This is a genomic window from Ignavibacteria bacterium, from assembly GCA_036262055.1.
Classification (GTDB): Bacteria; Bacteroidota; Ignavibacteria; order Tepidaquicellales; family Tepidaquicellaceae; genus DATAJP01.
The window spans coordinates 1090688-1114229 of record DATAJP010000002.1 but is presented as its reverse complement, the minus strand read 5'-3'; the positions used below and the strand labels follow the sequence as shown (position 1 = coordinate 1114229).

The 23542-nt window shown below is 30.8% G+C and carries 25 protein-coding genes and 1 pseudogene; 7 read left to right on the top strand and 19 right to left on the bottom strand.

All coding sequences use genetic code 11. The features are described from left to right. Positions 1–11: 11 nt before the first annotated feature. From VHP32_06850 to VHP32_06830, 5 genes are read right to left on the bottom strand one after another with little or no spacing between them, the layout of a single operon-like run. Positions 12–647 (bottom strand): hypothetical protein, encoded by a 636-nt coding sequence (locus VHP32_06850; protein HEX2787608.1) that lies wholly within the window; start codon positions 645–647, stop codon positions 12–14. Then, positions 647–1126: a hypothetical protein gene (locus VHP32_06845; protein ID HEX2787607.1), complete on the bottom strand. Its 480-nt coding sequence runs from the start codon at positions 1124–1126 to the stop codon at positions 647–649. Before VHP32_06845 ends, VHP32_06850 begins: the two co-directional genes overlap by 1 nt. A 2-nt stretch (positions 1127–1128) precedes the next feature. Then, entirely contained in the window at positions 1129–2481 is a 1353-nt protein-coding gene (locus VHP32_06840; GenBank protein HEX2787606.1) for an efflux RND transporter periplasmic adaptor subunit, read from the bottom strand. Next, positions 2478–3662 (bottom strand): TolC family protein, encoded by a 1185-nt coding sequence (locus tag VHP32_06835; GenBank protein ID HEX2787605.1) that lies wholly within the window; start codon positions 3660–3662, stop codon positions 2478–2480. Before VHP32_06835 ends, VHP32_06840 begins: the two co-directional genes overlap by 4 nt. Before the next feature lie 41 nt (positions 3663–3703). Further along, positions 3704–6832 carry a CusA/CzcA family heavy metal efflux RND transporter gene (locus tag VHP32_06830; GenBank protein ID HEX2787604.1) on the bottom strand — a complete coding sequence of 1043 codons (3129 nt, stop codon included), beginning with the start codon at positions 6830–6832 and terminating at the stop codon, positions 3704–3706. A gap of 159 nt (positions 6833–6991) precedes the next feature. Here VHP32_06830 and VHP32_06825 point away from each other — a divergent pair, with 159 nt between their 5' ends. The 4 genes and pseudogenes from VHP32_06825 (at position 6992) to VHP32_06810 (ending at position 8351) form a co-directional block, all read left to right on the top strand. After that, complete coding sequence (locus VHP32_06825; GenBank protein HEX2787603.1) at positions 6992–7177, top strand: hypothetical protein; 186 nt, start codon at positions 6992–6994, stop codon at positions 7175–7177. A 169-nt stretch (positions 7178–7346) separates the two neighbouring features. Next, positions 7347–7754 carry a YHS domain-containing protein gene (locus VHP32_06820; protein ID HEX2787602.1) on the top strand — a complete coding sequence of 136 codons (408 nt, stop codon included), beginning with the start codon at positions 7347–7349 and terminating at the stop codon, positions 7752–7754. An 84-nt stretch (positions 7755–7838) separates the two neighbouring features. Next, positions 7839–8147, top strand: coding sequence for a hypothetical protein (locus VHP32_06815; GenBank protein ID HEX2787601.1), 309 nt, complete (start codon positions 7839–7841; stop codon positions 8145–8147). A 1-nt stretch (position 8148) separates the two neighbouring features. Further along, positions 8149–8351, top strand: a pseudogene (locus VHP32_06810) (YnfA family protein). A 370-nt stretch (positions 8352–8721) separates the two neighbouring features. Here the strand turns inward: VHP32_06810 and VHP32_06805 are convergent. From VHP32_06805 to VHP32_06780, 6 genes are all read right to left on the bottom strand, one after another. Continuing rightward, complete coding sequence (locus VHP32_06805) at positions 8722–9753, bottom strand: site-specific integrase (GenBank protein HEX2787600.1); 1032 nt, start codon at positions 9751–9753, stop codon at positions 8722–8724. Then, positions 9753–10022, bottom strand: coding sequence for a helix-turn-helix domain-containing protein (locus VHP32_06800; protein ID HEX2787599.1), 270 nt, complete (start codon positions 10020–10022; stop codon positions 9753–9755). Before VHP32_06800 ends, VHP32_06805 begins: the two co-directional genes overlap by 1 nt. Positions 10023–10061: 39 nt before the next feature. Then, positions 10062–11735: an ATP-binding protein gene (locus VHP32_06795; GenBank protein HEX2787598.1), complete on the bottom strand. Its 1674-nt coding sequence runs from the start codon at positions 11733–11735 to the stop codon at positions 10062–10064. Positions 11736–11806: 71 nt separating this feature from the next. Next, positions 11807–12595 (bottom strand): hypothetical protein, encoded by a 789-nt coding sequence (locus VHP32_06790; GenBank protein HEX2787597.1) that lies wholly within the window; start codon positions 12593–12595, stop codon positions 11807–11809. A gap of 167 nt (positions 12596–12762) precedes the next feature. Then, positions 12763–13494: a hypothetical protein gene (locus tag VHP32_06785; GenBank protein HEX2787596.1), complete on the bottom strand. Its 732-nt coding sequence runs from the start codon at positions 13492–13494 to the stop codon at positions 12763–12765. Positions 13495–14172: 678 nt separating this feature from the next. Continuing rightward, positions 14173–15294: a hypothetical protein gene (locus VHP32_06780; GenBank protein ID HEX2787595.1), complete on the bottom strand. Its 1122-nt coding sequence runs from the start codon at positions 15292–15294 to the stop codon at positions 14173–14175. Between the two features lie 229 nt (positions 15295–15523). On the opposite strand from VHP32_06780, the gene VHP32_06775 reads away from it, so the two are divergent. Next, positions 15524–16282, top strand: a complete 759-nt coding sequence (locus VHP32_06775; protein HEX2787594.1) for a hypothetical protein — start codon at positions 15524–15526, stop codon at positions 16280–16282. Here VHP32_06775 and VHP32_06770 read toward each other — a convergent pair. From VHP32_06770 to VHP32_06735, 8 genes are all read right to left on the bottom strand, one after another. Further along, the gene (locus VHP32_06770; GenBank protein ID HEX2787593.1) at positions 16275–16808 is read right to left on the bottom strand and encodes a hypothetical protein; all 534 of its coding nucleotides are present in this window, start codon (positions 16806–16808) and stop codon (positions 16275–16277) included. The two genes, VHP32_06775 and VHP32_06770, sit on opposite strands and share 8 nt — an antisense overlap. After that, on the bottom strand, positions 16790–16987 hold the full coding sequence (locus VHP32_06765) for a hypothetical protein (protein ID HEX2787592.1): 198 nt from the start codon (positions 16985–16987) through the stop codon (positions 16790–16792). The genes VHP32_06770 and VHP32_06765 overlap by 19 nt, the downstream gene beginning before the upstream one ends. Before the next feature lie 621 nt (positions 16988–17608). Next, a complete protein-coding gene (locus VHP32_06760) occupies positions 17609–18358 on the bottom strand; it encodes a hypothetical protein (protein ID HEX2787591.1) in 750 nt (249 codons plus the stop codon). Further along, positions 18355–19131: a ThiF family adenylyltransferase gene (locus VHP32_06755; GenBank protein ID HEX2787590.1), complete on the bottom strand. Its 777-nt coding sequence runs from the start codon at positions 19129–19131 to the stop codon at positions 18355–18357. Before VHP32_06755 ends, VHP32_06760 begins: the two co-directional genes overlap by 4 nt. Positions 19132–19195: 64 nt before the next feature. Then, the gene (locus tag VHP32_06750; protein HEX2787589.1) at positions 19196–20029 is read right to left on the bottom strand and encodes a hypothetical protein; all 834 of its coding nucleotides are present in this window, start codon (positions 20027–20029) and stop codon (positions 19196–19198) included. A 161-nt stretch (positions 20030–20190) separates the two neighbouring features. Further along, complete coding sequence (locus tag VHP32_06745; GenBank protein ID HEX2787588.1) at positions 20191–20460, bottom strand: hypothetical protein; 270 nt, start codon at positions 20458–20460, stop codon at positions 20191–20193. Between the two features lie 102 nt (positions 20461–20562). Continuing rightward, positions 20563–20892, bottom strand: a complete 330-nt coding sequence (locus VHP32_06740; GenBank protein HEX2787587.1) for a hypothetical protein — start codon at positions 20890–20892, stop codon at positions 20563–20565. Positions 20893–20898: 6 nt separating this feature from the next. Beyond that, a complete protein-coding gene (locus VHP32_06735; protein ID HEX2787586.1) occupies positions 20899–21060 on the bottom strand; it encodes a hypothetical protein in 162 nt (53 codons plus the stop codon). A gap of 148 nt (positions 21061–21208) precedes the next feature. Here VHP32_06735 and VHP32_06730 point away from each other — a divergent pair, with 148 nt between their 5' ends. Both VHP32_06730 and VHP32_06725 read left to right on the top strand, forming a co-directional pair. Beyond that, complete coding sequence (locus tag VHP32_06730) at positions 21209–22636, top strand: T9SS type A sorting domain-containing protein (protein ID HEX2787585.1); 1428 nt, start codon at positions 21209–21211, stop codon at positions 22634–22636. 264 nt (positions 22637–22900) lie between these two features. After that, complete coding sequence (locus VHP32_06725; GenBank protein HEX2787584.1) at positions 22901–23299, top strand: hypothetical protein; 399 nt, start codon at positions 22901–22903, stop codon at positions 23297–23299. The last annotated feature ends 243 nt before the right edge of the window (positions 23300–23542 follow it).

The window sequence follows — 23542 nt, the reverse complement described above, 5'->3', positions numbered from 1 at the left end:
TGATTAGGAAATTATATTTCGACAAAATATACAAATAATGCAAGAACGATAAAAGCAATTCCTGTAATTAAGTTTTCACGCCTATCTAAAAATTTCAATTTTTGGTTTAGTCTATTAACACCTGCTTGACCTACATATACTAAAATGACCATGCCTGAAATTGTAATGAATAAATACACCACTGATACCAGTAGTATTCCTTGCCAGCCATACAGACCTGCATTGAAATAGTATGCTTCGAGTTCAATGCATGGTGAAAAGAACATTGCAGTTATCAAAGTCAGAATTATAGCTTTCTTAGACTTGCTTTTAATTTCATTCAGATCTTCTTCAAGATGTCTATGAGTATGCGCATGTTTTATGTAGAGAATGATATATATTATCCCTGCTATAAATAAAACTAGAGGAGCTAATAAATGAGTTATAGTTTCAGCAATACTTGAAATTTCATATCCTATTATTCCGATAATAATGCCAATTAAAACTGTGCTTAAAACATGAGCAAACCCTGAAATTGCTGTTACTTGTAAAGTTTCTGCTTTACGCCAGTTTTCTGTTTTGCCTATTGCAATAAAAGGCAACCAATGACTTGGTATTAATGCATGAATAATACTCAATGTTAAGCTGCCTATAAATAATTCAAACATTATTTATTAATTAATTCATCCGGAATCTTACAGCACTCATCAAGTCTCTCATAAGCTTCATTATCAGCTACTTTATTATTTGCGTCATACCCTGCCTTAGTTATTAAGTTTTCCATTGAAGAGACATTTGTTTTCAAAGAATCATAATTTACATAGACAACCTTTTTATAACTATCAACCAATAATCTTATTATTCCTGTATCTCGATTTAATGCGTTTTCCACAGAATCCTGACATGTGGAGCACTGGAGTGAAGGCAGTGTGATTAAGGTAAAACTTATAGAAGGATTTTTTATTGTATCTTGTGCAAATATTTCACTGTCTTGTTTATTCATTGGTGAAATATCAGGTTTTCTATTGTTCTGTTCGGAACAAATTTTTCTTACCTTTACTTTTACTTTATTATTATCACAAGCTAAAAAATCAATTGCGATAATGACGATTAAAATATATATAATATTTAATTTAATCGGTTTCATTATTAATGTTCATGACCACTTAGTTCTTCTTTTTTAAGTTCTGCTTTTAAATAAAATGTTCCGCTTGTTACAATTTCAGTGCCGGGATTTAACTCTTCAATTGGAAAAATTTCAATATATTTATCATCTGATATGCCGGTATTTACCATAACTTTTTTAAATACAATTCCCTGTTCGTGAGGATGTTGCTCATCCATAGCATGTTCTTCACCTTCTTTCTGTTCGTCTTCTTCATGTTTGTGTTCACCTTCATCGTGTTTATGCTCGTCTTCACTATGTTCAGGGTGACTTTCAATTTCCTTCATTTCGTTCGTTTTGAAAAAAACAAATTTTTCTTCTCCTTCTGTTTCAAGTGCTGATAATGGAACAGCAAGAACACTGTTAGCGCTCACATAAATTTTTGCAGTTATAAACATAAACGGAAGAAGCTTATCTTGTCTGTTGTTTATTGCAACTCGAACTTTTACGGTTCTGTTTTTATCATCGAAAACCCTGCTTATATAAGAAATCTTTCCTTCGAATATTTCATTAGGAGTGTTATTGGGTGTGATTGTAACTTTTTGTCCTTCTGTGATAAACGGTAAGTCTTTTTCAAAAACACTTAAATCGGCATAAACAGTCGAAGTATTAATAATATAAAACATATCAACAGAAGGTTCAACAAATTGTCCAACCGTAACCATTCTCGATACAACATTTCCCGAAATAGGCGAAGTTACTGAATAGAACCTTTGCAAATTTGCTGCAGTAGTGTCGCTATAAATATTATCAAATCTTTTCGTAGAGATTTTATATGATGCTAATTTTTCTTCTAGTGTTCTATAATTAGCAAGAGCTCTTTTATAGTTTGCTTCAAGATCCGCAAGCGTCTTTTGTGAACCTATATTATTTTGGTTTAACTTTAATTGTCTTTCATATTCCTGTTTTGTAAATTCATATTCATTCTTTGCATTTATATAATCCACCTGCATATCTATAAGCTGAGGATTTTCTATGACTGCAAGTGTTTGACCTGCGCGAACATACGAACCCTCTTTTACATAAATTTTGTTGACTCTTCCTGAAATCAAACTGCCAACTCTCGATTGAGCATCCTGATTAGCAGCTATTTCACCGTTAACTTTTATATAGCCACTTAAATTTTGCGTTTGAAGCTTTTCCAATTGTATATTCATAATTTTCATTTGCTCATCAGTCAGTACAACTTCTTCCTTATGCTCGCCCTCTTCGTGTCCGTGTTCATCATGAGCTTCCTTAGTGGCATCATTACCACCACAGCCACTAAGAATAAATAACAGCAAAAATATTTTTAAAAATATCATTGGCATTATTTTCATATATTTTATTAAATTCATTTTATATCTCCTGCGATAATTTTTTCTAAATTTATTATGGATTTGTTGTAATTATAAACGGCGTTCATATATTGAACTCTCGTATCATATACAATTCCGAGTGCTTGTAAATATTCCGTATAATCAATTGAGCCTTCTTCATAACTTATCTTTGCCTGTCGGAAAATTTCATCAGTTTCTTTAAATACGTCCTCATTGAAAAATTTTAACTGTCTTAGATTATTTTGATAATCCTGAAACGATTGATTTAAAATAGTTTCAATACTTGCTCTAACGGTTATTTCTTGACTTGACGCCATCTGAAATTCATAATCAGCCTCTTTAATGTTCCCAGACTGCTCACCCCAAAACCAAAGGGGAACGTCAACTCCAAGTTCAATTCCCCAATAACCACCATCATTTCCAATTTTTTGATTATAATACTTTACTGATAAATCAGGAAGCAGTTCCGCTTTCGACAAAGACATTTTATTCGAGAACTTTTCTTTTTGTAAACTAGAAATTATTATTTCAGGATTATTTTGCACAGCAAGATTTAATAACTCTTGTTTTGTTAAAACAAGCTCTTTGAAGCTTAAATCACCGGAGGGAATAATTTCATAATTCATATTCAATAATCTTTTTAATTCAGATTGAGAATTTACAATTTGTGATTTTAAGTTGCTAATATCATTCTCTATTTTAATTTTATTTATTCGTGCTCTAAGAACTTCGAGATTTGAAGTTGCACCTGCATTATACTTCTGTTCAGCAATAAATAAAAAATCATTATAAATTTTCAGATTCTCAGTTGCAATTTCCAATAATTGATTGTTAAGAAGTAAATTCAAGTAAGCTATTTTAACTTTTGAAGCAATATCGTTCGTTACCCGTCTTACTTCCTGTTTTGCAATTTCAACTTGCGAACTTTGAACATCGGCTCTCAAAAAGTAGCTCAGAGGAAACTCGAACTCCTGTGAAACTCCGATTTTTCTGTTTTCAAAATTGCTTATACTACCTTTTACACCTTCATACTCAATGAAAACCTGTGGCTTAGTGATATTAAAAGCTTTCTGTTTTATTCCTTCTTCTCTTCCAATATTAAATTGTGCAGTTTTTATTTCTGGATTATTTTCAATTGCAATTTTTACTGCTTCATCAACCGAAGTAATTTTTTGCGAATAAGAAATAGAAAAATTCATTAAAAAAATTAAGATAAGTACTATTATAAAATTTATTTTTCTCATACTTCTTTATATGTTGGATTAGTATGTTTATTGAAAATTCCGTATAGAACCGGCAATACGATTAACGTTAATATAGTTGAAGAGATTAGTCCTCCAATCACAACAGTAGCAAGGGGTCTTTGCACTTCAGCTCCAGAACCTGTTGAAATTGCCATAGGAATAAATCCCAATGAAGCAACAAGTGCTGTCATTAATATAGGTCGCAGTCTTGCCATTGTTCCTCTTACAATTCTCTCGTGAATATTATTCATACCTTCACTTTGCAGACGATTAAAATATGCTATCATAACTATTCCGTTGAGAACCGCAACACCAAATAGCGCAATGAATCCTATTCCTGCCGATATGCTAAAGGGCATATCACGAATTAAAAGAGCAAAAATTCCGCCGACAATTGCAAAAGGAATTCCTGAAAATATAAGCAAACCCTGTTTCACTGAGTTAAACGCTACAAAAAGTAAAATAAAAATAAAGAGCAATGCCACAGGTACGGCAATCAATAAACGGTCTCTTGCGCTTTCGAGATTTTTAAACTGACCTCCGTATTCTATTATATACCCTGCTGGAAGTTGAATTTCAGAATTCACTTTTGTCTGTAGTTCATTTACAAAGCTTTCAATATCTCTGCCGCGAACATTACTTTGAATTACAATTCTTCTATTCCCATTATCGCGAGTGATTTCTGCAGGTCCTTCTTTGATTTCAATTTCGGCAAGCTCTGAAAGCGGTATCATTAAGTTGTCATGCGAAGCAACAAGAATATTTTTAATATTGTCTATGTTTGATTTATAAGCATCTTGATACTTTACAACTATATCGAACTTTTTATCACCTTCAAAAACTACTCCCGAAGCTTTACCGGCAAGCGCAGTTTCTATAATATTGTTCACGTCTTCGACATTGATCCCGTATCGTGCAATTTTATCTCTCAAAATTTTTATCTGAAGTTGAGGCAAACCTTCAACCTGCTGAACCAATATATCTTCCGCACCAGTAATCTCTCTCATTATGGAAGCTATTTTGTTGCCTTCAGTTGCTAAAACAGATAAGTCATCACCAAAGATTTTAACAGCAATATCACTTCGTGTGCCCGATATTAATTCATTAAACCTCATTTCAATTGGTTGTGATGCCTGAAAACCAACACCGGGAATCACCGAAAGTTTTTTTAACATTTTCTCAACTAGTTCGTCTCTTGTTTCTGCGGATGTCCACTCTTCCTTAGGGTAAAGCATTATTATAATGTCTGAAACTTCAGGTCCCATTGGATCAGTCGCAATTTCAGGTGCGCCTGTTTTTGTAACCACAGTTTTTACTTCGGGAAATGTTTTCAAAATCGTTTCTACTTTTCCTGCAATTTCATTTGAAGATGTCAAAGAAACTCCCGGCAATCTGATTGAATGAAAAGCTAAATCACCCTCTTCAAGTTTAGGAATAAATTCACCGCCGAGTCGTGTAAAAGTAAATATGCTGATTAGAAGAATAACAACAGCAGAAATTATTGTTAAAGTTTTATTTCGTAAAGCAAATTCGAGCACGGGTGAATATATTTTTTTCAACCAATTAATTAATTTATCTGCTAATGTTTCTTTTTCTTTTAAGTTTCTTTGTAAAATCAAGGCACACATCATAGGAACATAAGTTAGAGAAAGTAGTAATGCACCAATAAGAGCAAAACCGACTGTAAAAGCCATCGGTTTGAACATTTTACCTTCGATTCCTCCTAATGCAAAAATTGGAAGGTATACTACTATAATAATAAGCTCGCCAAAGACAGCAGACTTTCTAATTGCAATAGAAGAAGTATAAACCGTTTCATTTAATTCTTCCTTCGTCAAAGCTTTGTTATTATGATGTATTCTTAAAGCTATTGAAACAATTACCGCTTCAACTATTATTACAGCACCATCGACAATTATGCCGAAGTCTAGAGCACCAAGCGACATGAGGTTTCCCGATACTTTAAATATGTTCATCATTATAAGAGCAAAAAGCATCGACAACGGAATGACTGAGGCAACGATAAATCCTGCATGTAAATTTCCTAGCATTAACACCAAAACGACTATTACAATAATACCCCCTTCAATTAAATTTCTTTCAACAGTTGCAATTGTACTATTAACAAGGTCTTCTCTATTATAAAATTCATCGACAACCACTCCTTCAGGAAGAGAAGGTCTTATCTCTTCAATTTTAGTATGAACATTCTCAGCTACTTCTCTTGAGTTAGCTCCCTTGAGCATCATTACAATTCCCGCAACAACTTCACCATTGCCGTCCTGTGTAACAGCACCAACTCTGGGACCTTCACCGTATTTTACTTCTGCAACTTGCTTAATATAAACAGGGATACCATGTTCGCTCTTTACCACGATATTATTTAGGTCGTCAAAATTTTCTATTAATCCAATTCCTCTGATTGCATATTGTTCTGATTGTCTTTCAATATATCCTCCGCCAATGTTACTATTGTTTTCAACTACTGCATCGTATATATCACGCAAAGTCAGATTAAAACTTTTAAGTGCATCTGGATTTATTAAAATCTGATATTGTTGTTCAAAACCTCCGAAACTATTAACTTCTGCAACACCTTCAGTTCCAAGCAATTGACGTTTTACAATCCAATCCTGAATAGTTCGCAGTTGCATATTATTATATGCAGTATCTCCCGGATTTTCATTTCGCACAACATATTGATAAATCTCACCGAGACCTGTACTGACAGGAGCCATTTCCGGCTTACCCAATCCTTCCGGAATATTTTCCTGCGCTTCTTGAAGTTTTTGAAATATCAGGTTTCTTGCAAAATAAATATCAACATCATCTTCAAACACAACTGTTACAACCGATATTCCGAATTTTGAAGTTGAACGCAACTCAACTAAATTAGGTAAACTTTTCATTGATATTTCTATCGGATATGTAATGAACCTTTCAATTTCAGTTGCAGATAGAGTTGGACTTGAAGTAATTATTTGTACCTGATTATTTGTAATATCAGGTACGGCATCAATTGGCAGTTTCAATGCCGAATATACCCCTGCAATAATTAATAACAGAGTTAAAAACCCTATTATCATTTTTTGCCTTATGGAAAAAGCAATAATTTTGTTTATCATAAATTAAATTTGTGTATAAACGAATACAGTATTCCGAACTGTTAAATAACAGCCGGTTAATAATTAAAAATTTAAAATTAATTTATGATTTGGGTGGAGGCGAGACTGGTGGGGATTCTAAATAAATGAGATTTGTAAATTCTTTTTGAGTAAAACTAAATGAACTGTTGTATAGTTCAAAAACAAAATGTTGCGGGTTCGTTATGCTCATATTACAGCAAAGACAACTGCAAAGCGGAGAACATTCATCTGAGTGCTCATCTTCATGACCTGTATTTTCAACATGAACGCCTTGCAACGAATGCCTGCATTGAGCAAATTCATCCATACAGGGCTTCACTGTAATAACTAAAAGATAAACTATAAATATGTTTATTAATATTTTAAGCACAAATAAAAATATGTTATTTAATTAAGATTGGCAATCTATAATAATTTAGTCAACTTCTTAAATTAGAGAATGTATTTTTATTAATATTAATATTTAAAAATTTGCCATTATTTGTTAACTTGAATGAAATTAAAAATACTTATGAAAAACTTATCATTATTATTCTTATTATTTGCAATGTTATTAACGTTTAATTCGTCTTTATCAGCTAAAATTGGCCCTGAAAACCGTGAATTATCTGATAGTGCAACATGCTTGGTTTCCGGTGAAGTCATTAAAGAAGGAAAAGGTGCAAAACTTATGTATCTTGGCAAAGAATATTTATTCTGCTGTGAAGGATGTGTGGGAGAATTTAAAGCAGCTTCTATCAAATATACAAATGGTGTTGCTACTTGTCCAATCTGTAATGAAGATGATGCCAAAGAAAGCATTACAACATCTCATGACGGAACAACCTATTATTTCTGCAATAATAAATGTAAAGAAAAATTCAATAAAGATCCTGAAAAAATCTTAAATAAATATAATTAAGCAATGAGATTAATTTGGTCATTAATATTTATATTCTGTTTTCTTTGCATTGAGAACTCTTATTCTCAGGAAAATACATCTGAAATGAATAAAGAAAATATTGTTGCTTGCAAGCTCACATCTGCTGAATTGCAAAAAAGGAAAGAAACAATTCTAATTAGCTTAAAAACCAAATTGCTTGAAAAAAAAGAATTGCAGAATGGATTTGCATTCAAGTTTGCCGGAACAGATGAGATGCTTGATGAACTTACTGAATTCATAAAAACCGAAAGAGAATGCTGTGGTTTTTTTAATTTTAATCTTCTTGTAAGCGGAGATAAAAATGAAACTTGGTTAGAATTAACTGGCACAGAGGGAGCAAAAGAATTTATTAGCTCTGAACTGGGACTATAGCATTGCTAAGTCTGTAGGAATTTTTATACTTGCAGGTTTATGTGAAATTGGTGGAGAATATTTAGTCTGGTTATAGATGAAGAATGATAAACTGTATGGTATGGAATAATTGGATTTATAATTCTTGCTTTATATGGAGCAATTGCTGCAATGCAATCATCTAATTTCGGTCGAGTGTATGCAACTTATGGCGGAATATTTATAGGTAAAATCTTCGATAAATATTCCGGTTAATCTTAAAAATCTTGAAGATAAATCAAACAGCGAATATGGATTGGGCAGCGGATATGAAGAACTAAAAGATATATGTAAAAAACTTTTTGGAAACTTGAAGAAAAATATCCTGAAAAAATCAAAGCTGCTATAAATGAAATAAAAGAAAAGGAAAATTTAAAAAATGAATTAAGTTCTCTCACCATTTCTCAAGCCGCATAAGTATATGTTGTCTAGGAAATATATAATTTTCATTTCTTATTTAATTATTATCATTAAAAACTTTTCTGAATGATAAATAAAAAAGACTTATTGATTTCTCAATAAGTCTTAACTAGTTAAAATTATAATTGCTACTCATTTAAATTATTTCATTTAATTCCTTTCTCAAACTATCATTTTTAATACTTGCATAATATTTAAAAGTTGTATTCACCGAATCATGTCCAAGTAGTTCTGCAATCCTTGAACGTTCCATACCATTTGAAGCAAGATTACTCGCAAATGTTTTCCGAAATGTTTTAAGGTCAATTCCCCTTTCTTTATTGTTTAAATATGCTTTTATCCTTCTGAATCTCCGTCCAACAGTTTCTACAGTAAACTTATCAAATATGAAATCCTCATCTGATTTACATTTGAAATGCTTATAAATTTCATTCACAATAAATTCTTCAAGTTTATCATAAATTGGAAAGTTAATTATTTTATTTGTCTTCGAAATTCTAACGATTAATTTCTTATTGAGCAAATCTATATCTTTCCATTTTATCCTTAAAACATCACAAGGTCTCTGACCGGTCAATAGAAGCATTTGCAGAACAAGATAATATTGATAATCTCGTTCTTTTGCTATATTCAGAGTGTTTTCCAGTAACACCGGTTCGAAGGTCTTTATTGGTTTCTTTTGAGCTTTTGGCATTAACTTTTTAGATACAGGGGATTTAATCAAAACATTTTCTTCAACCAAATAATTAAAGAAAATTCTCATATATCTTATATAAGTTCTTATAGTTTCAATGCTGCGCCCGGGTATAAGCTGTTCAAGATATTTATTAAAGATTTCTTTATTAACTGATTTAACATTCTGTTCTTCAGAAATTAACTTAATTAAATGTTTATATGCTCTTAAAAAGCTTTCTCTATGCGATACGGATTTATTTGCCAGATGCTCTATCATGTATTTTAAGCTAGCTTCTTTAAGTGACAATCCTTCAACTTTAACTACATTTTTGTTTTTTACTTTAATTAAATATAATTCTATTTCTTTTTTCTTTTCCTCCGCTTTTGTTTTAAAAGCTGCCGATGAAGGCAGCTTTGTGTTTATATAATATTTTTTCCCATTTAGAAGATAATCAATATACCAGTATTTCCCTCGCTTATAACATGAAGCCATTAGTCATCTCCTTTCATAATACTTAATAAATGTTGCTTTACATTGGAGTCTGAATAAATTTCTTCAGAGTTATTTTGTGATGTTCTTATATAATTCCATACATTAATTTTTGGTACTTTGATTTTTCCTTCAATTACTAAATGTTTTATTTCTCCGCTGACAATTAGTCTTGTAGCTTTTGAATGAGAAATCTTTAACAGATTTCTTACCTGATTTACCGAAAGCAATCGCAGTGCTTCATCAGGTTGATTATAAAATATATTATCCATATTTGGTCTTTAAAATTGTTCATATTTATTATGCCGTTTTTACAAAGATTTTATAATCGGTTCACCCACAATTTTCTCTAGTGATCTTTCCAGGGTGAACATTAGTATGTTATGTTCATCAAGAATATTCATATTACATTGAACATCCAGATATTTAAGTTTAAAGTAATGCATTAAGAACTCTGCGATTATATAGAACTTTAATGATTCCGTTATGGATTCATTTCCAAGTTCATTAATTCTCAATCTTTCGATAAACTCTTTATGTTTTTTGTAAATAATAACATCACTGTTTATTAACTCGGATTTTAGATGCCGTCCTTTATTATCAAAAGGCGGTTCATCTTCCGGATTTATTCTTATTGTTAAGTTGATGTCTTTTATTTTAGGTTTTACCTTAAATGTTCCATATTTATAATAATCATAGAATTTTAAAGGTTTTGATTGTTCTGAAGCTATTTCATTATCTGGCTTTCCTTTCTGTGTGGTTTGGTTTAATCCCTGTTGAGCTTCTTTTGGGTGTTTTAAAAAGATTGCTGTTTCAATTAATGGAGCATCAGGCTTATCTGACTCTTCATTAAAATCTTTTTCATCAGGGGTTTTCTTTTCTTTTAAAAACTTCGAAATTGTTTTATTAACTATATCATTTATTAAGCTTTCAATTTCACTTATGTTAGTTTTTTGATGTAAGCTTAAATTTTTGTTGACAAAATCAATTATCTCAGGTTCAATTTCCCGGAGTCTTTTGAATAAGCTTTTAGCATTACGATCAGTGCTGTAATTATCGCGGGAAAGAGTGGGATTTAAAACGGATTTTGTATCAACAAACCCGGTAAGATATGGATTAGACCATATCTTTGTTTTATTATTAGAATCAAATACTTTTAATCGCTTTACTTGTTCTACCCTTCTCTGTTTGGTTATAAAAACCGGGAGTCTTTGAAGCGATCTATTAAGCGTGAATTTTAAAAATACATCTATACGGGGATTTTCTTTTGATTCCGGAATACCCGGGTCTAAAAGAAAAGAACGGTTATATTCTTCTCCTTCAATAGATGTATAATCAAAAGCCTTACAGATTTTTGTTTTATTTCTTTCAGTTTTTAAAGTAACATTTATTCTTTTATCTTTTAAGATTAACTCAAAATGAGATTCTATTTCGTCTTTCAATTTATTCACGTCAATTTCTTCCCATTTATCTTTTAAGAAATCAGTTAATGTTACTTTTGTGTATGAATTGTTTAAACCTCCTTTCTTTATTTTTGTTATAATAAAATTTATATCTGATATTTGTTCTTTTTCAAAATCAGATCTTAGAATTTCGACTTTCTGCACAATATCTGTGCCTTTCGTTTTGGTTTCTATTGTTATTTTGCTGCAAACAGCCAGAAATGAAAAAATACCAAATCCGAATCTTCCGTTAGTCCAGGATTGAGCTTTTTTATCTGAGTTACCAATGTTTTCTAAAATTCTTGATAATTCATCAATACCTGTACAATCATCAAATATTGTTATCTCAGCGTCAATATGTTTTTTCCCTTTTATATTTACATTAATGTTGTTTTTTGTTTCTTCACATGATTGAACAATATTAGAAAATGAATCAAATGAGTTATCTATAAATTCCATTAAAACTCTTATCGGATCGTTGTACATTGATGCTATACTTGTAATTATTAAAGGAGATATTCTTGGTTTTATATTAGTGTGCATTAAATAATTCTATAAATGTCTCCTCGCACGCAGAAGAGCCATTTAGATTATTTAAAATTAGAGTTTTGAGTTTATATTGTTACTATTTCCTCCTGTTTAAGTTTTAAAAGAGGATCTTCCTGTTCTTTATTTATAGGACTTATTAATCCTTTTAAAGATTGATCTAAAGATTCTTCTTGAGCGGCTGAAGATTTCTCATTGTTAGTTTCATCTATAATTGATTTTGATGATTCCTCTGTTGCTGTTTGTGTTATCTGTGCAGCTTTAGCAGTATTTGATTGAGTATTGGTTGTTTCCTTATCTGCTGGTTTTGAAACCTCTTCTTTTGTTGCTTGTGTTACCAGTGCAGCTTGAGGGGTCACGGTCTTTTTGGAAGCCTGTGGGTTTTTTATAGTAAAAGTAGACTTATTGTCCTTCATAAACTCAAGAATCTTAACTTCTTTTAGGTTCTCCTTTTTAGTAATAAAATCTCTGAGCCTTTTTTCCGTGAAGTTAGTTTCTTTTTCGAAGAAATCTAATTCATCTGCAGTATCTATTATTTCTTGTGTTTCATTTACTGCATCTACGCTCCCGAAATCCATAAAGGATTTTTTTTGGAATTTTCTATTACTTCTTTTAACTGATGATAGAAGTAATAATTGTTTAATCTCAAGTTTCTTAACAGTAATATTAATCTTAATATTAAGCTCATATATCTTAATTGTCTTTGCGATTTCTAACACTGCCTTATAAGATAAATGGTCTGTATTAAGAATGGAGATTTCGTAAACTCTATCACATTCATTTGACCATTCCTTGAGTTTTTTTAGAATTTTGTTTTTATCTTCAGTTCCATTAACTACTAAATTTATATTTGTCATTTTTTATTTTTTTAAATTTATTTAAACTTTTAATTACAAATACAAAAATGGTTGTTTTTATACGGAAAAAAAAAGCTATTGAAGTAACAAAATAAGAATAAGTTTATAAATGAGCGCGGTTTTTATGCAAAAATCAAACAAATTTAATCAAATATTATTAGATGTTTCTACAATTTGTTACTTTTCACATTTGTCCTTCTCTTTATAAAAGTATAATAAGATTTTTCAAGTTTTAAACACATATCACTAAAAGTATTATTTTTGCTTGCTTTTAATCTTTTAATATAGGAATTATTTTTAAACTTTTTATCATTAAGAATCCTTTTTAGAACACTCGATATTAATTCTACCTTTTTTCTTTTTTTTATTTCAGGATCTGAACTAGATTCCATACTTTTTTCTTCTTTTAATATTTCATAATAAATTTTTTCGGAATCATTAAGCATTAAGTTCATAAAGTATTTGTTGTCTTCAAATTCTATTTTTTCTAGATAAAAACTTTCATAAAATCCTAATAAATCTAAAATTATTTGGGAAGAAGTTGCTAATTCATATAATGCAGGATATCTTTCATAAATTAAGTCATTCCTTCTAAAATAATTTTTAAACCAATGGATCCTGTCACTATAAAATGCTATTGTTGACAAATGGTCGATTAGCGGTTTAGGGTTTGAATCCACTAATTGGTTACTTATATATCGAAGTTGGGCTGTAGCTCTTCTCACATTTTTAAAGATTTTTTTGAATCGTGTAGAAACCTTTGTTTTATTATCAAAAGCCATTGCGTTTACATCGTAAAACAAAGGTTTATCATAAAAGGGGTAGTTTAGTATCCATTTATCTTCGTAACTCCCATATTCTGTTTCAGTTTTTATTTTATAGCGAAATTTATTTTTCATATTTTAAAATTAAGTTTATAAATAATATTTAAAAGTCTGCATATATGCATAACAACTTTAGTATCTAAATATTATATATAGATACAAATGTTCTTTGTGCATAAAATGTAGTTAGTATATAATTCATCATTTTCAAGATAAAGTACCTTCTTGATTATAACGAATTCGAATCGTCCAATTTTTTATTGATTGGCGATATCTTAAAGACTATTTTAGAGCATTGAATTTGACATCATGATGGGGAGGTCCAAACACGTCATATCTGAATTATAACGTCCGTCCTCAAATTAATGTCAATTGAACTGGATTAGTTGTAACTTCATTTTCTCTCAAAACAACATAATAGAAATTATTTTTTTTATCAATATTCATTTTTAGTTCTTATGAATTTTTTGAAATTCTTTTTTTAATTTTTTATTAGTTGAATCTATATGGAATGTTAATAACAACTTTATAAAATCTCTTTAAAAAATTGTTTTTTAACATTGAAAACAAACTGCTTTCAAAGCTTTTTTAACATTTCACCCTCTTTCTGGAAGGAAGGAAGGGGGGAAGTAGTATGGTATGTGGTGTGTGGGATGTCTGATACATGTTATGATGATATTATGTTATAATGATTGATGGTGAGTATTAGTATTAGAATATGTATAAGTAAAAAGAACATTACATAAACACACCTCATAACTTTGGTTCAAAACTCATTTCCTTTTCATATGATTTTACCATACATTCTTTGAGCTCATCTTTCAGTCCTTCCCTCACAATAAAAGAATCATGAATGCATAAAACCGGCTCACCCTTCTTAGTAAAATGCTTTATTATCCGCTCGCTTATTTTTGAGTCTTTATACTGAAGCTTTACACCCACATCTTTATTGAAAAACCGGGCGATTCGCGCGTGTTCAGTTTTCCAGCTGGTTAAATACTGCATCATGTTTTTGTTGGTTAATTCATTAGAATCCTTACAAAGCCCATTATTTCTGAACTCATTTCTCATTGCACCTATGCTGTTTGTTTCATTTGTTGAGTTAATTGAAATTAAACCTGTCAGCTTATATTTTTTCCTTAAATCCGGATCACCCTGAGCGAGAGCGGCATAAGCATCATCCTTATAGTCGATTCCCATCATATTATACAGCATTCTAATATGCATACAGCTATAGTCAACTTCAACAGTTTTCTGTCCGTTTATCATTAGCTGTTCTCTAAGCTCCTTTGGCATGTTGCTTTCAATTCCTCTGTAAAATCTGCCGCCACGTTTGAAATCACCGCTAAAAATCCTTACGATATATGGATTAAACAAATCATAGTTTCCATTCAAGTTTTTCTTAACTGAATACTTTTTCATAAACTCAAGATTTTCATTAATGCTGCCTGGAAGCTCAAACCTACATGCCTGGCGGACTAAATTATATTCTTTAAGCAGCAGTCTTTTTCTAATGATGTTTGCATTGTCATCATAATCAAGATAAACATTCTTTTCAGAATTTCTTGCTTTCAATATTATATACTCTGTGGGTTCAACTTCTTTTATTTGGATATTATCGACCAAAGTCATATCAGTAGTAAATAACTCATTTATTTTATTGGTTGGATAAAATTTTGATAATACTCCCTTTCCATACTCAGGATTGTTATAGCCGATTTCCTGAGTTAAATACCCGGTAATAGCAAGAGCGTCCATAGTTTTCACAACCAAATCGTAAGTCATGAAATTATACCTGTATCTACTTGCTCCGGAGTAATAAGTCTTAGCTCTTGAGTATGCGCACCATTGATTGAGCCGTTTACATAAAAACAAATTGGCAAGTAAGCGTTTTAAAAACTCATTTTTTAAATATATTTTCTTGTTACGTAACCCTAAATTATCAAACAAGTTTTGTATTTGATGATGGTCTGATTTTAAAGAATATTTGATGGGAAATGATTCTTTGATATTTGGTAAAAGCATTTTATGTTATTATTAGTTTATTTAAAATATAGAGCATTTTGATTTGTAAGTGCTCTAAATATAAATACCATTTTAATTTATGACAGAAGAAGAAATTGAAGAAAATTTCGAAGAAACAAGAAACTCACTATATAATTGGAATAGAGAAGGTAAAACTCATATGACAATTGATGTACTGGAAAATGCGGTAGATTCATTAGAAACTATAATTCATTTTTTTAATCGCGAAGATAATCTGAAATGGAAATGGATAATTATTTGTATACACCATGCATTATATTCATTTTGTATATGCAATCTTCAAGGTACTAATTATGAACAAGTGTTAATAAGAAATTTTGACGACGATAATAATCAGTGGTTTAAAAGAGGTGAAGAAAAATGGAAGAAGTCAAAAAAAATAAAAAGAGGTAAAAAAGGTTACATAATAGAATGGAATGAGCATGAATTTGAACCAATATTTAATAATAATGGGAAAGTGCACCAAGTTAAAAGAAAAGAGAAACTCATTTCTTTCTGGACCGCAATTGCAAGAGTTCAAGATCAAGAATTTTGGATGGCTAGGTATATTCATTCTCGGCATGTTATAATAACTGATGAACAGATTAAAGCATTAGAATCTATAGAGTATCTTAGAGATGAGTTCATCCATTATGTTCCTAAATTGCATTCTATAGAAATTGGATATATGTGTGAGAATATTTTAAAAATATTACCAATTCTAAATAATTTAGCATTTAATACAAATCAAGTTTCATATTATTTAGATAAACATAAACAAGATAGGATAAAAAATTCATTGGATATGATTGAAAAAGTTTTAAAACAACTTATATAGTATTGAATCTATTAGGCACATCTTTATATAACACCTTTTTAACTACATCGTTATAATAAGCTATATTTGAATCATTATTAACAATGCAGATCCTGATTGATTTATGTTTCGGAGGAACTCCGACGGTTTCCTGAATTAGATTATATGTATATAATTCGTCATAAGCTTTCCTTACTGTGTTTCTTGATACTTTCCATTCTTTAGCAATATGTCTAAAGTTTACATTCTGATGTATTGCAAGCTTTATCTCTTTGGAAAGCCCCGGAAATTCTAAGAACTTAACCCTGCCTTTAAGAATAAGATATAAATAAAGTGAAAAGTAACATTTAAATGGAATTGAATATAGCTTATCTGAATATTCAATGTTGAGCTTAGCAAATAACTCTTTTAATCTCTCGTTATTAAAATGATTTCTTTTCCTGCGCTCATATCTTTTGCGCAGTCTTGTTATTTGTTTTTCCTTCATTGTATCGAATAGTTTTCTTTCTTGAGGTGATAAGTTATATTTTACTGATATTCTATCCATGGGTGTTCTTTATCTAATTGTTTCTTAAATTTGTTTAATATCTTCTGTAATCTAATTTGGGATTTACTTTCTTTAAGTTCAATCGGGTAAGTTTCAAAAATTAAATTAATTTTATCATATAAATCTTTAGCATAAAATACATTCCCTTCAGGAATTAATTCATATCTTAAATCATCCAAATTATATTGGCACATTTTTATCTCCTTTATATATTGTTAATATTTTAATTACTTAGAGCAAAATGTATTGATAGTGATGCAAAGGAGATTGAAGAAATCGGGTTAGATTATCATAATTTAATTGGTGGGAAATACACTCCTAAAAGCTTACAATCTAATTATTTTTTAAAGAATTTCGTCCATTCCTTTCCCTTTCTGGTCGTATAATATATATATATCATAGGTCTGTAGTAAGAGAAGGTATACTATGTATGTCATATATATGGTATGATATGATATAATATAATATGTTATGATGTGTATGTAACATGTAACAAACAAAAAAAAAAGAAAATCTATAATTTTTTTTTGAGGTCTACTGTAAATCTTAATTATTATATAAAAAACAGCCTCTTAGAAAAAAATGCCCAAATATTTTGGGCAAATTTTGTTAAGTGATTTATGTATAAACAGGTTAGCTATTTTAAGCTTTTATGTTTTACTTGCATCCCTTAATCTTCTTAAGAATTATTTTTAATAAATCAGTTCCTATAGACTTTAGAAGCTCTAATAGTATCTTTTTTATAATCATTGGTTAACCTCCTATGGTTTCATTAATATTTTAATTATTTTGAACTGAAATTATCCGGTCATACCGGTTTCATAAGCCATCATTTCTTCTATTAAGTCAACTCTGCCGCGTAGTTCCATTATCTCCCATTTAATATCTTCCTCGTCAATGTAGGAAGACCTGAAATTATCCTTTCTGCCCCCGTAATCATTCTTCTTTTCGGTTTTGAAAGTAAAATCTTTATCAAAAATGTTCTTGGATTCAATATTTGATATGTCTATAATTCCTATGCCGTAATCAATAACCGGAGTAACCGGTAACGGGATAATGGCTTCATTTACTTTCATATTATAAATACCATTTACAAAACCATCCTTTTGGGTAAATAATAAGCTTAACTCAAAGTTCTGGTTTATGAAGCTATGATCTGTTGAAGAGAAGTTATTTAAACCATCGGGATGCCTGTGAATAACAACATTGTGGTCATAGCTATCTGCTTCATAATCGATGGAGCATGATGTTACCTTCTGTTTTGGTATGTAATATTCCTCAGAAAGCCGTAATTCATCAATTTTGTTTGACTGATCTTTTATGATATCCGTTACAATTGAGAACTCATTATCATCGACCATTCTTGATATATGATTGCATATTACAAGCAGCTTTAACGGTATAATGACTTTAACTGAACGGATAATGTTAATTCCTGAGTCCCATGCTGAATCATTTGATTTCATAAGCCCACATTTATTTTTTGTATTACCCGGCGTTTTATCTTCATCATCTGTTATTACTGATAGTGCTGAAAGTGTTGAGTTCATTCGTTTGTTGGTTTAGTTTCTTTAAAGTTTTTAAGCAGGTTTTTAATATTTAAGTTAATACACAGATTCTGGTCGCTTCCATTTATCAGCACTTCAATGATAGCGATTGTTGCAAGTATCTGAGGAGTTGCAAACAAGCTTGGAACGACTGTATATGAACCGTCATCACCCCATTTACCCCGTTCAAACTCATTCATAAGAATAGTACCGAAGAAGCCGTCATACCCGCATTTGCAGTATGGTGTATTAAACTCAGTAGCTTGTTTCGATATAGTAGGTATTCCCGGGATAAAGTTGATTTGGTTATTATTGTTATTATCATTGCTAACATTGTTATCAGTGTTTTTAGACTCTTCAGCTAATTGTTTTGATTTATTCTTGTAATCTTCAATAAGCTTTCTTGTAGATAGATTATCCGTACAGTCGAATATGTAATCAACTTCATATTTTTCTAGATGCCTTTGATTAAAATAATCTTCAATAGATACTATTATGATATCCTGTCTTCTTTCTTTTATCAGCTCTTCGATTGCAGTTGTTTTCTTTTTCCCGATATCAGAGAGCTTAAACATTGTCCTATTTAAGTTTGAAGCTTCTATTATATCCGGGTCAATAATGATAAGAGTTCCTACTCCGATAAGAGCCAGGTCCATTGCAAGCCAGCTTCCGATACCGCCGAGTCCTATTACAATAGCGCTGTCATTAGAAAACCCTTCCAAAAACTCCTGGCGTTTGTAAATTTCTTCGTTTATTGTTGTAATATTATTTGACATATGATTAATGATATTTAAGTTTATAAATATGTTTTGTTTATTCTGATGGTTTGAATTAAATATTTCAGTTACTATTCCATGCTGCTTCAGCAGTCTCTTCTACTTTTTTGAAGCTTCCATGCGGCTGCCAGTATGCTGATTTAAGATTCATAACTTCATATGTATGGCAAATTTCATCTAAAAGAGTGATTAATTCTTCAGGATTACTTAAAGAAATGTCCCTGTCTTCAAGTGTTCCATTGCATACTGAAGTTAATCCGGGTGCCTGTGCATTGGGATGTCTGCCTTCGGTATTAAGCATTATTGTTCCTAAAGTTATTTTAGGATGAAGAAGGTTAACATAAATGCTTTTTATTTTACAGACCGGTGAATCATACTGGACTGTATAGTCATCCGAGTCATCATTAGCATTGTTTCCTTTAGTGCCTACTGATACTTCATAAGGCGGAGAATAATACTTATAAGCCCATATTGTATTATCTTTCATGACCAGACAACATTCATGGAGACTTAACACATTAATAAGATTAATCAGGTGAGAGCCAAAAATCTCTTTTTGTCTTATAACCTGGAGATTAAGCATTTCTTCCGAGTATTTTGTTCGAACTTCTTCAAGTGCTGCATCAAGCTCAGTCTGAAATACTCCTTTTAGCTGGTTAACGCTTTTTATAAAATCAATTTCACTTTCAAGCTTAACTTCTTTAATTTTTATCTTTTCATGTTTGCAGCTTACAAGTTTTTGCACTAAATCCTGTGGGAATATCTCATGTTCGATTTCTTTTATGAGTTCATCTGCGGTTAATAATTCCAATATTTGCGTATCCTGAGTACTATCTCCTGAATCTGAATTATTCACCCTTTCAATAAATGTCTGTAATGCTGATGTATTTTGTGACATAATTGTTTTTAGTTTTTTATTAATACTTTTTATAAACAGAAAAAGGAAATCTTGCTCTATAACTTATTCTTATATACCCGGTCATATACATTTAAGCATAAATCAGATGGAGAATAAGAAATAATCTGAAGATTTCCTTTAATATTTGATTTTGAATCTTGTTATACTGCTATAGAAGCAGCAACATTGAACCTGATGACCTTTAAGTCACCTTCAAAGTTTCCTGCCTGTATATCCTGAGGATTGACATTTTTGCAGTTGCTGTCGAAGATATCAAACTTGCCAATTGAGTTTTCTCTGGCTATTTGCTTAATTCTTTCAACAAGCTGAACTCCTGAGAGTCCTATTACATCATATGAGTTTGAATTACATGTTACTTTGGTTGCATCGGATAAATCCGACGGATTGTTTTGTGTGTTTGTATTCCACATAGGAATAGTTCTCCTTTAGATTTTTTATTTTTAAATGAATGAATTACCTGCTTATGAGGCAGATAAACTTTTAAGAATTAATAATTTTATAATGGGTTGAGATTATGCAGCTGCATGAACGGCAGGCAGGTCTTCTAGAAACGATGAATTTACAGCTAAAGAATTGCTTACAGTAAATGAATGAGATTCGTTATAAGTATTACGTTCAGGAATTAAATCGTCAGGAATATCTTCTTCTTCGAGACTTACGGACATTTCATCATAATAATAGTTTGTATCATCACTATTATCTGAATCTTCATATTCTTCATCTTCAAGATAGCCTTCAGAAGCTAATTCTTCTGCTTCTTCCTCGTCTTCTGCATATACAAATCCTGTTTTATCACCGTACTTACGATAATCATATGGGATTGAAACTGAATATTTGTTCATGATATTTTAATTAATTTTATTAACGGTATTAACTGATTCCTTTGTATTTTCAGCTATCAAGGCTGAGCGCAGGATATTGTCAACAACTTTTGTCATCGGCTTTTTGATTTCTAAAGACCTGCGCTTAATGATTGGTATTAAATCCTCATTTATTTTTGGTGAATACATTGATACCTCCTTTCTTGAGCATATTATACCATAAATTATATAAGACTATATAGAGTAATGTTATTTCTAAAGTATTGATTAAACCATAGAAAATTCAGATTTTATGTTAATTACAAATTTCGCCAAGTAGTTAATAAAGGAGGACTTAATGAAAAAAATATTTCTTACTTTTATTTTAACAGTTTTATTTACTCATTTTATGTATGCGGATAATGGTCCGCAAATTTGGACTGCTTCGTTGACAACAGGTGGCCAAATATGGGCTTTAGCAATCAATCCCGTAAATCAGCAGGTTATTTATGCGGGTAGTAATACAACAGGAATATGGAAAACTACTAACAATGGTCAAAACTGGTTTCAAACAAATACAGGATTAACAAATCTTGCTATACAGGCAATTGCAGTTGGAACAAATAACCCGTCAATTGTTTACTGCGGCTCGAGTCAGACTGGCGGTGGTGGAGTATATAAATCAACAAACGCCGGCACATCGTGGTCATTAATTAATAACGGTATACAGGAAACATCAATTAGTATCCAGGCAATTGTCGTCGATCCTACAGATGCAAATATAGCGTACATAGGAGTATTTGATGGAATAGTTGATTCTCCTGTTGGCTTATATAAAACTACAAATGGCGGACAGAATTGGACTCCGTCAAGTAATGGATTAACAACTTATAAAAATGTTTTATCCTTAGCTATAAATCCTCTCAACCCAAATGTACTATATGCAGGAATATCATTTGAAGTTGCTTCCCAGCTTCTGCCAGCCAGAATATTCAAATCGGTAAACGGTGGTGCAAGCTGGACTGATATGAGTAATGGACTTCCTTTTTTCCCGGGTGAGATTAAACCGGTCAGATGTTTAAGTATTAGTACATTGGACACACAAGTAGTTATTGCCGGTTTATTTAATAATACAGATTCTTTAACCGGAGGAATGTACTTATCTACAAATGGGGGTAGTCAATGGAATAGAAGGAATTCCGGTCTTCCCAGTGCTATAGGAACACATCCTCGTGCATGTATTATAAGACCGGGAAGTGCAATTGAGTTTTATGTAGGTATGGGTAATGCAACAAATACAAATATCGGAATTTATAAAACCAATAATGCCGGATTTACCTGGTCTAGTTTTAATGGAGGTACAATGCTAAATACTACTACTGTAAGAGCTTTAGCATTCAAAATCACACTTGATAGTACATTGTTTGCCGGGGTTGCACATCCATCTGTTGTATCACAACAGGGTGTTTTTGAATATTCATTAGTTATAACGAGTACAGGAAATAATACAGAAAATCTACCCGATAAATTTTTATTAAAACAAAATTATCCTAATCCCTTTAATCCGGTTACGAATATTGAGTTTAATATTCCTAACTCTGGTTTTGTCAACCTTGAAGTTTTTGATATTAACGGAAAACTTATAAAAACATTAATTAATAAAAATCTTTCTGCAGGTAATTATGTAACGTCATTTGAAGCTCACTCATTGCCAAGTGGAATGTATTTTTATAAATTAACTACTAAAAATTTTGTTGAAACAAAAAAGATGATTTTAATTAAGTAAATGTGAATATCTAAATATATTTTAATTGGATTAATAAGAAGTTATTTTAAGATGTAAATAGTTCTTTATATAGTTTTTATTCACGAAAGTTTGGACTAACTTTCGCCACGTTTTCATCAGAAATCTGGTAATTTCAACAGGTAAAACGGACGAGAGGCAGTCCCATTAAATTGGGGCGCGCCTTTATGTCTTACCTGTGGGCTTACCAGAGCCTCTGATGGGGACGTAATAGGTTGCGTCCCTTTTTTATTATATAAACTAAATATGAAAAAAATATTATTAGTTTTTATTTTGCTCTCCTTCCAAGCCTGTAATAATAACAAAACAGAAACAATTAATTATGATTGGACAGGATTATACTTATTTGAAGACGGTTATGATAAACGATATGTAAAAATTCATCCGGATGGTACAGCTGTATTTAGTGCGGAGGATTATTTTGGTTTAATATATGTAATTAATTGTAATACAAAAGACAAAGATTCAATTATTGAGATTTTTTACAAGGGTATAACTGTAAACAATATTGCGGGACATGAAATTATTAAAAATGAAGATATGCCTCTTTATATTTTCTCTTATGAGCATGATTTACTATATACCCAAACACAATTCTCAGACCCACCTTTGGAGAAAAAATATATCTATTTTAAAAAACAATAATTTTATGATATAATAAACTTGAAAGTTAAATTTCAATAATTAAAATAAAATTAAAATGCTAAAAAAATACAAACCTGCTTTAATAATATTTGCAATACTGGTTTTAATTAATTTATTATTCCCACCTGTAATTCAAAAGTTCGAAAGTTTTTCAAGTACTACTTCATTTAACGATTATTTTCATAGTATATTCAAAATGACAGCTAATAGACAAATTAATATCCCAATATTAATAGTGCTTAT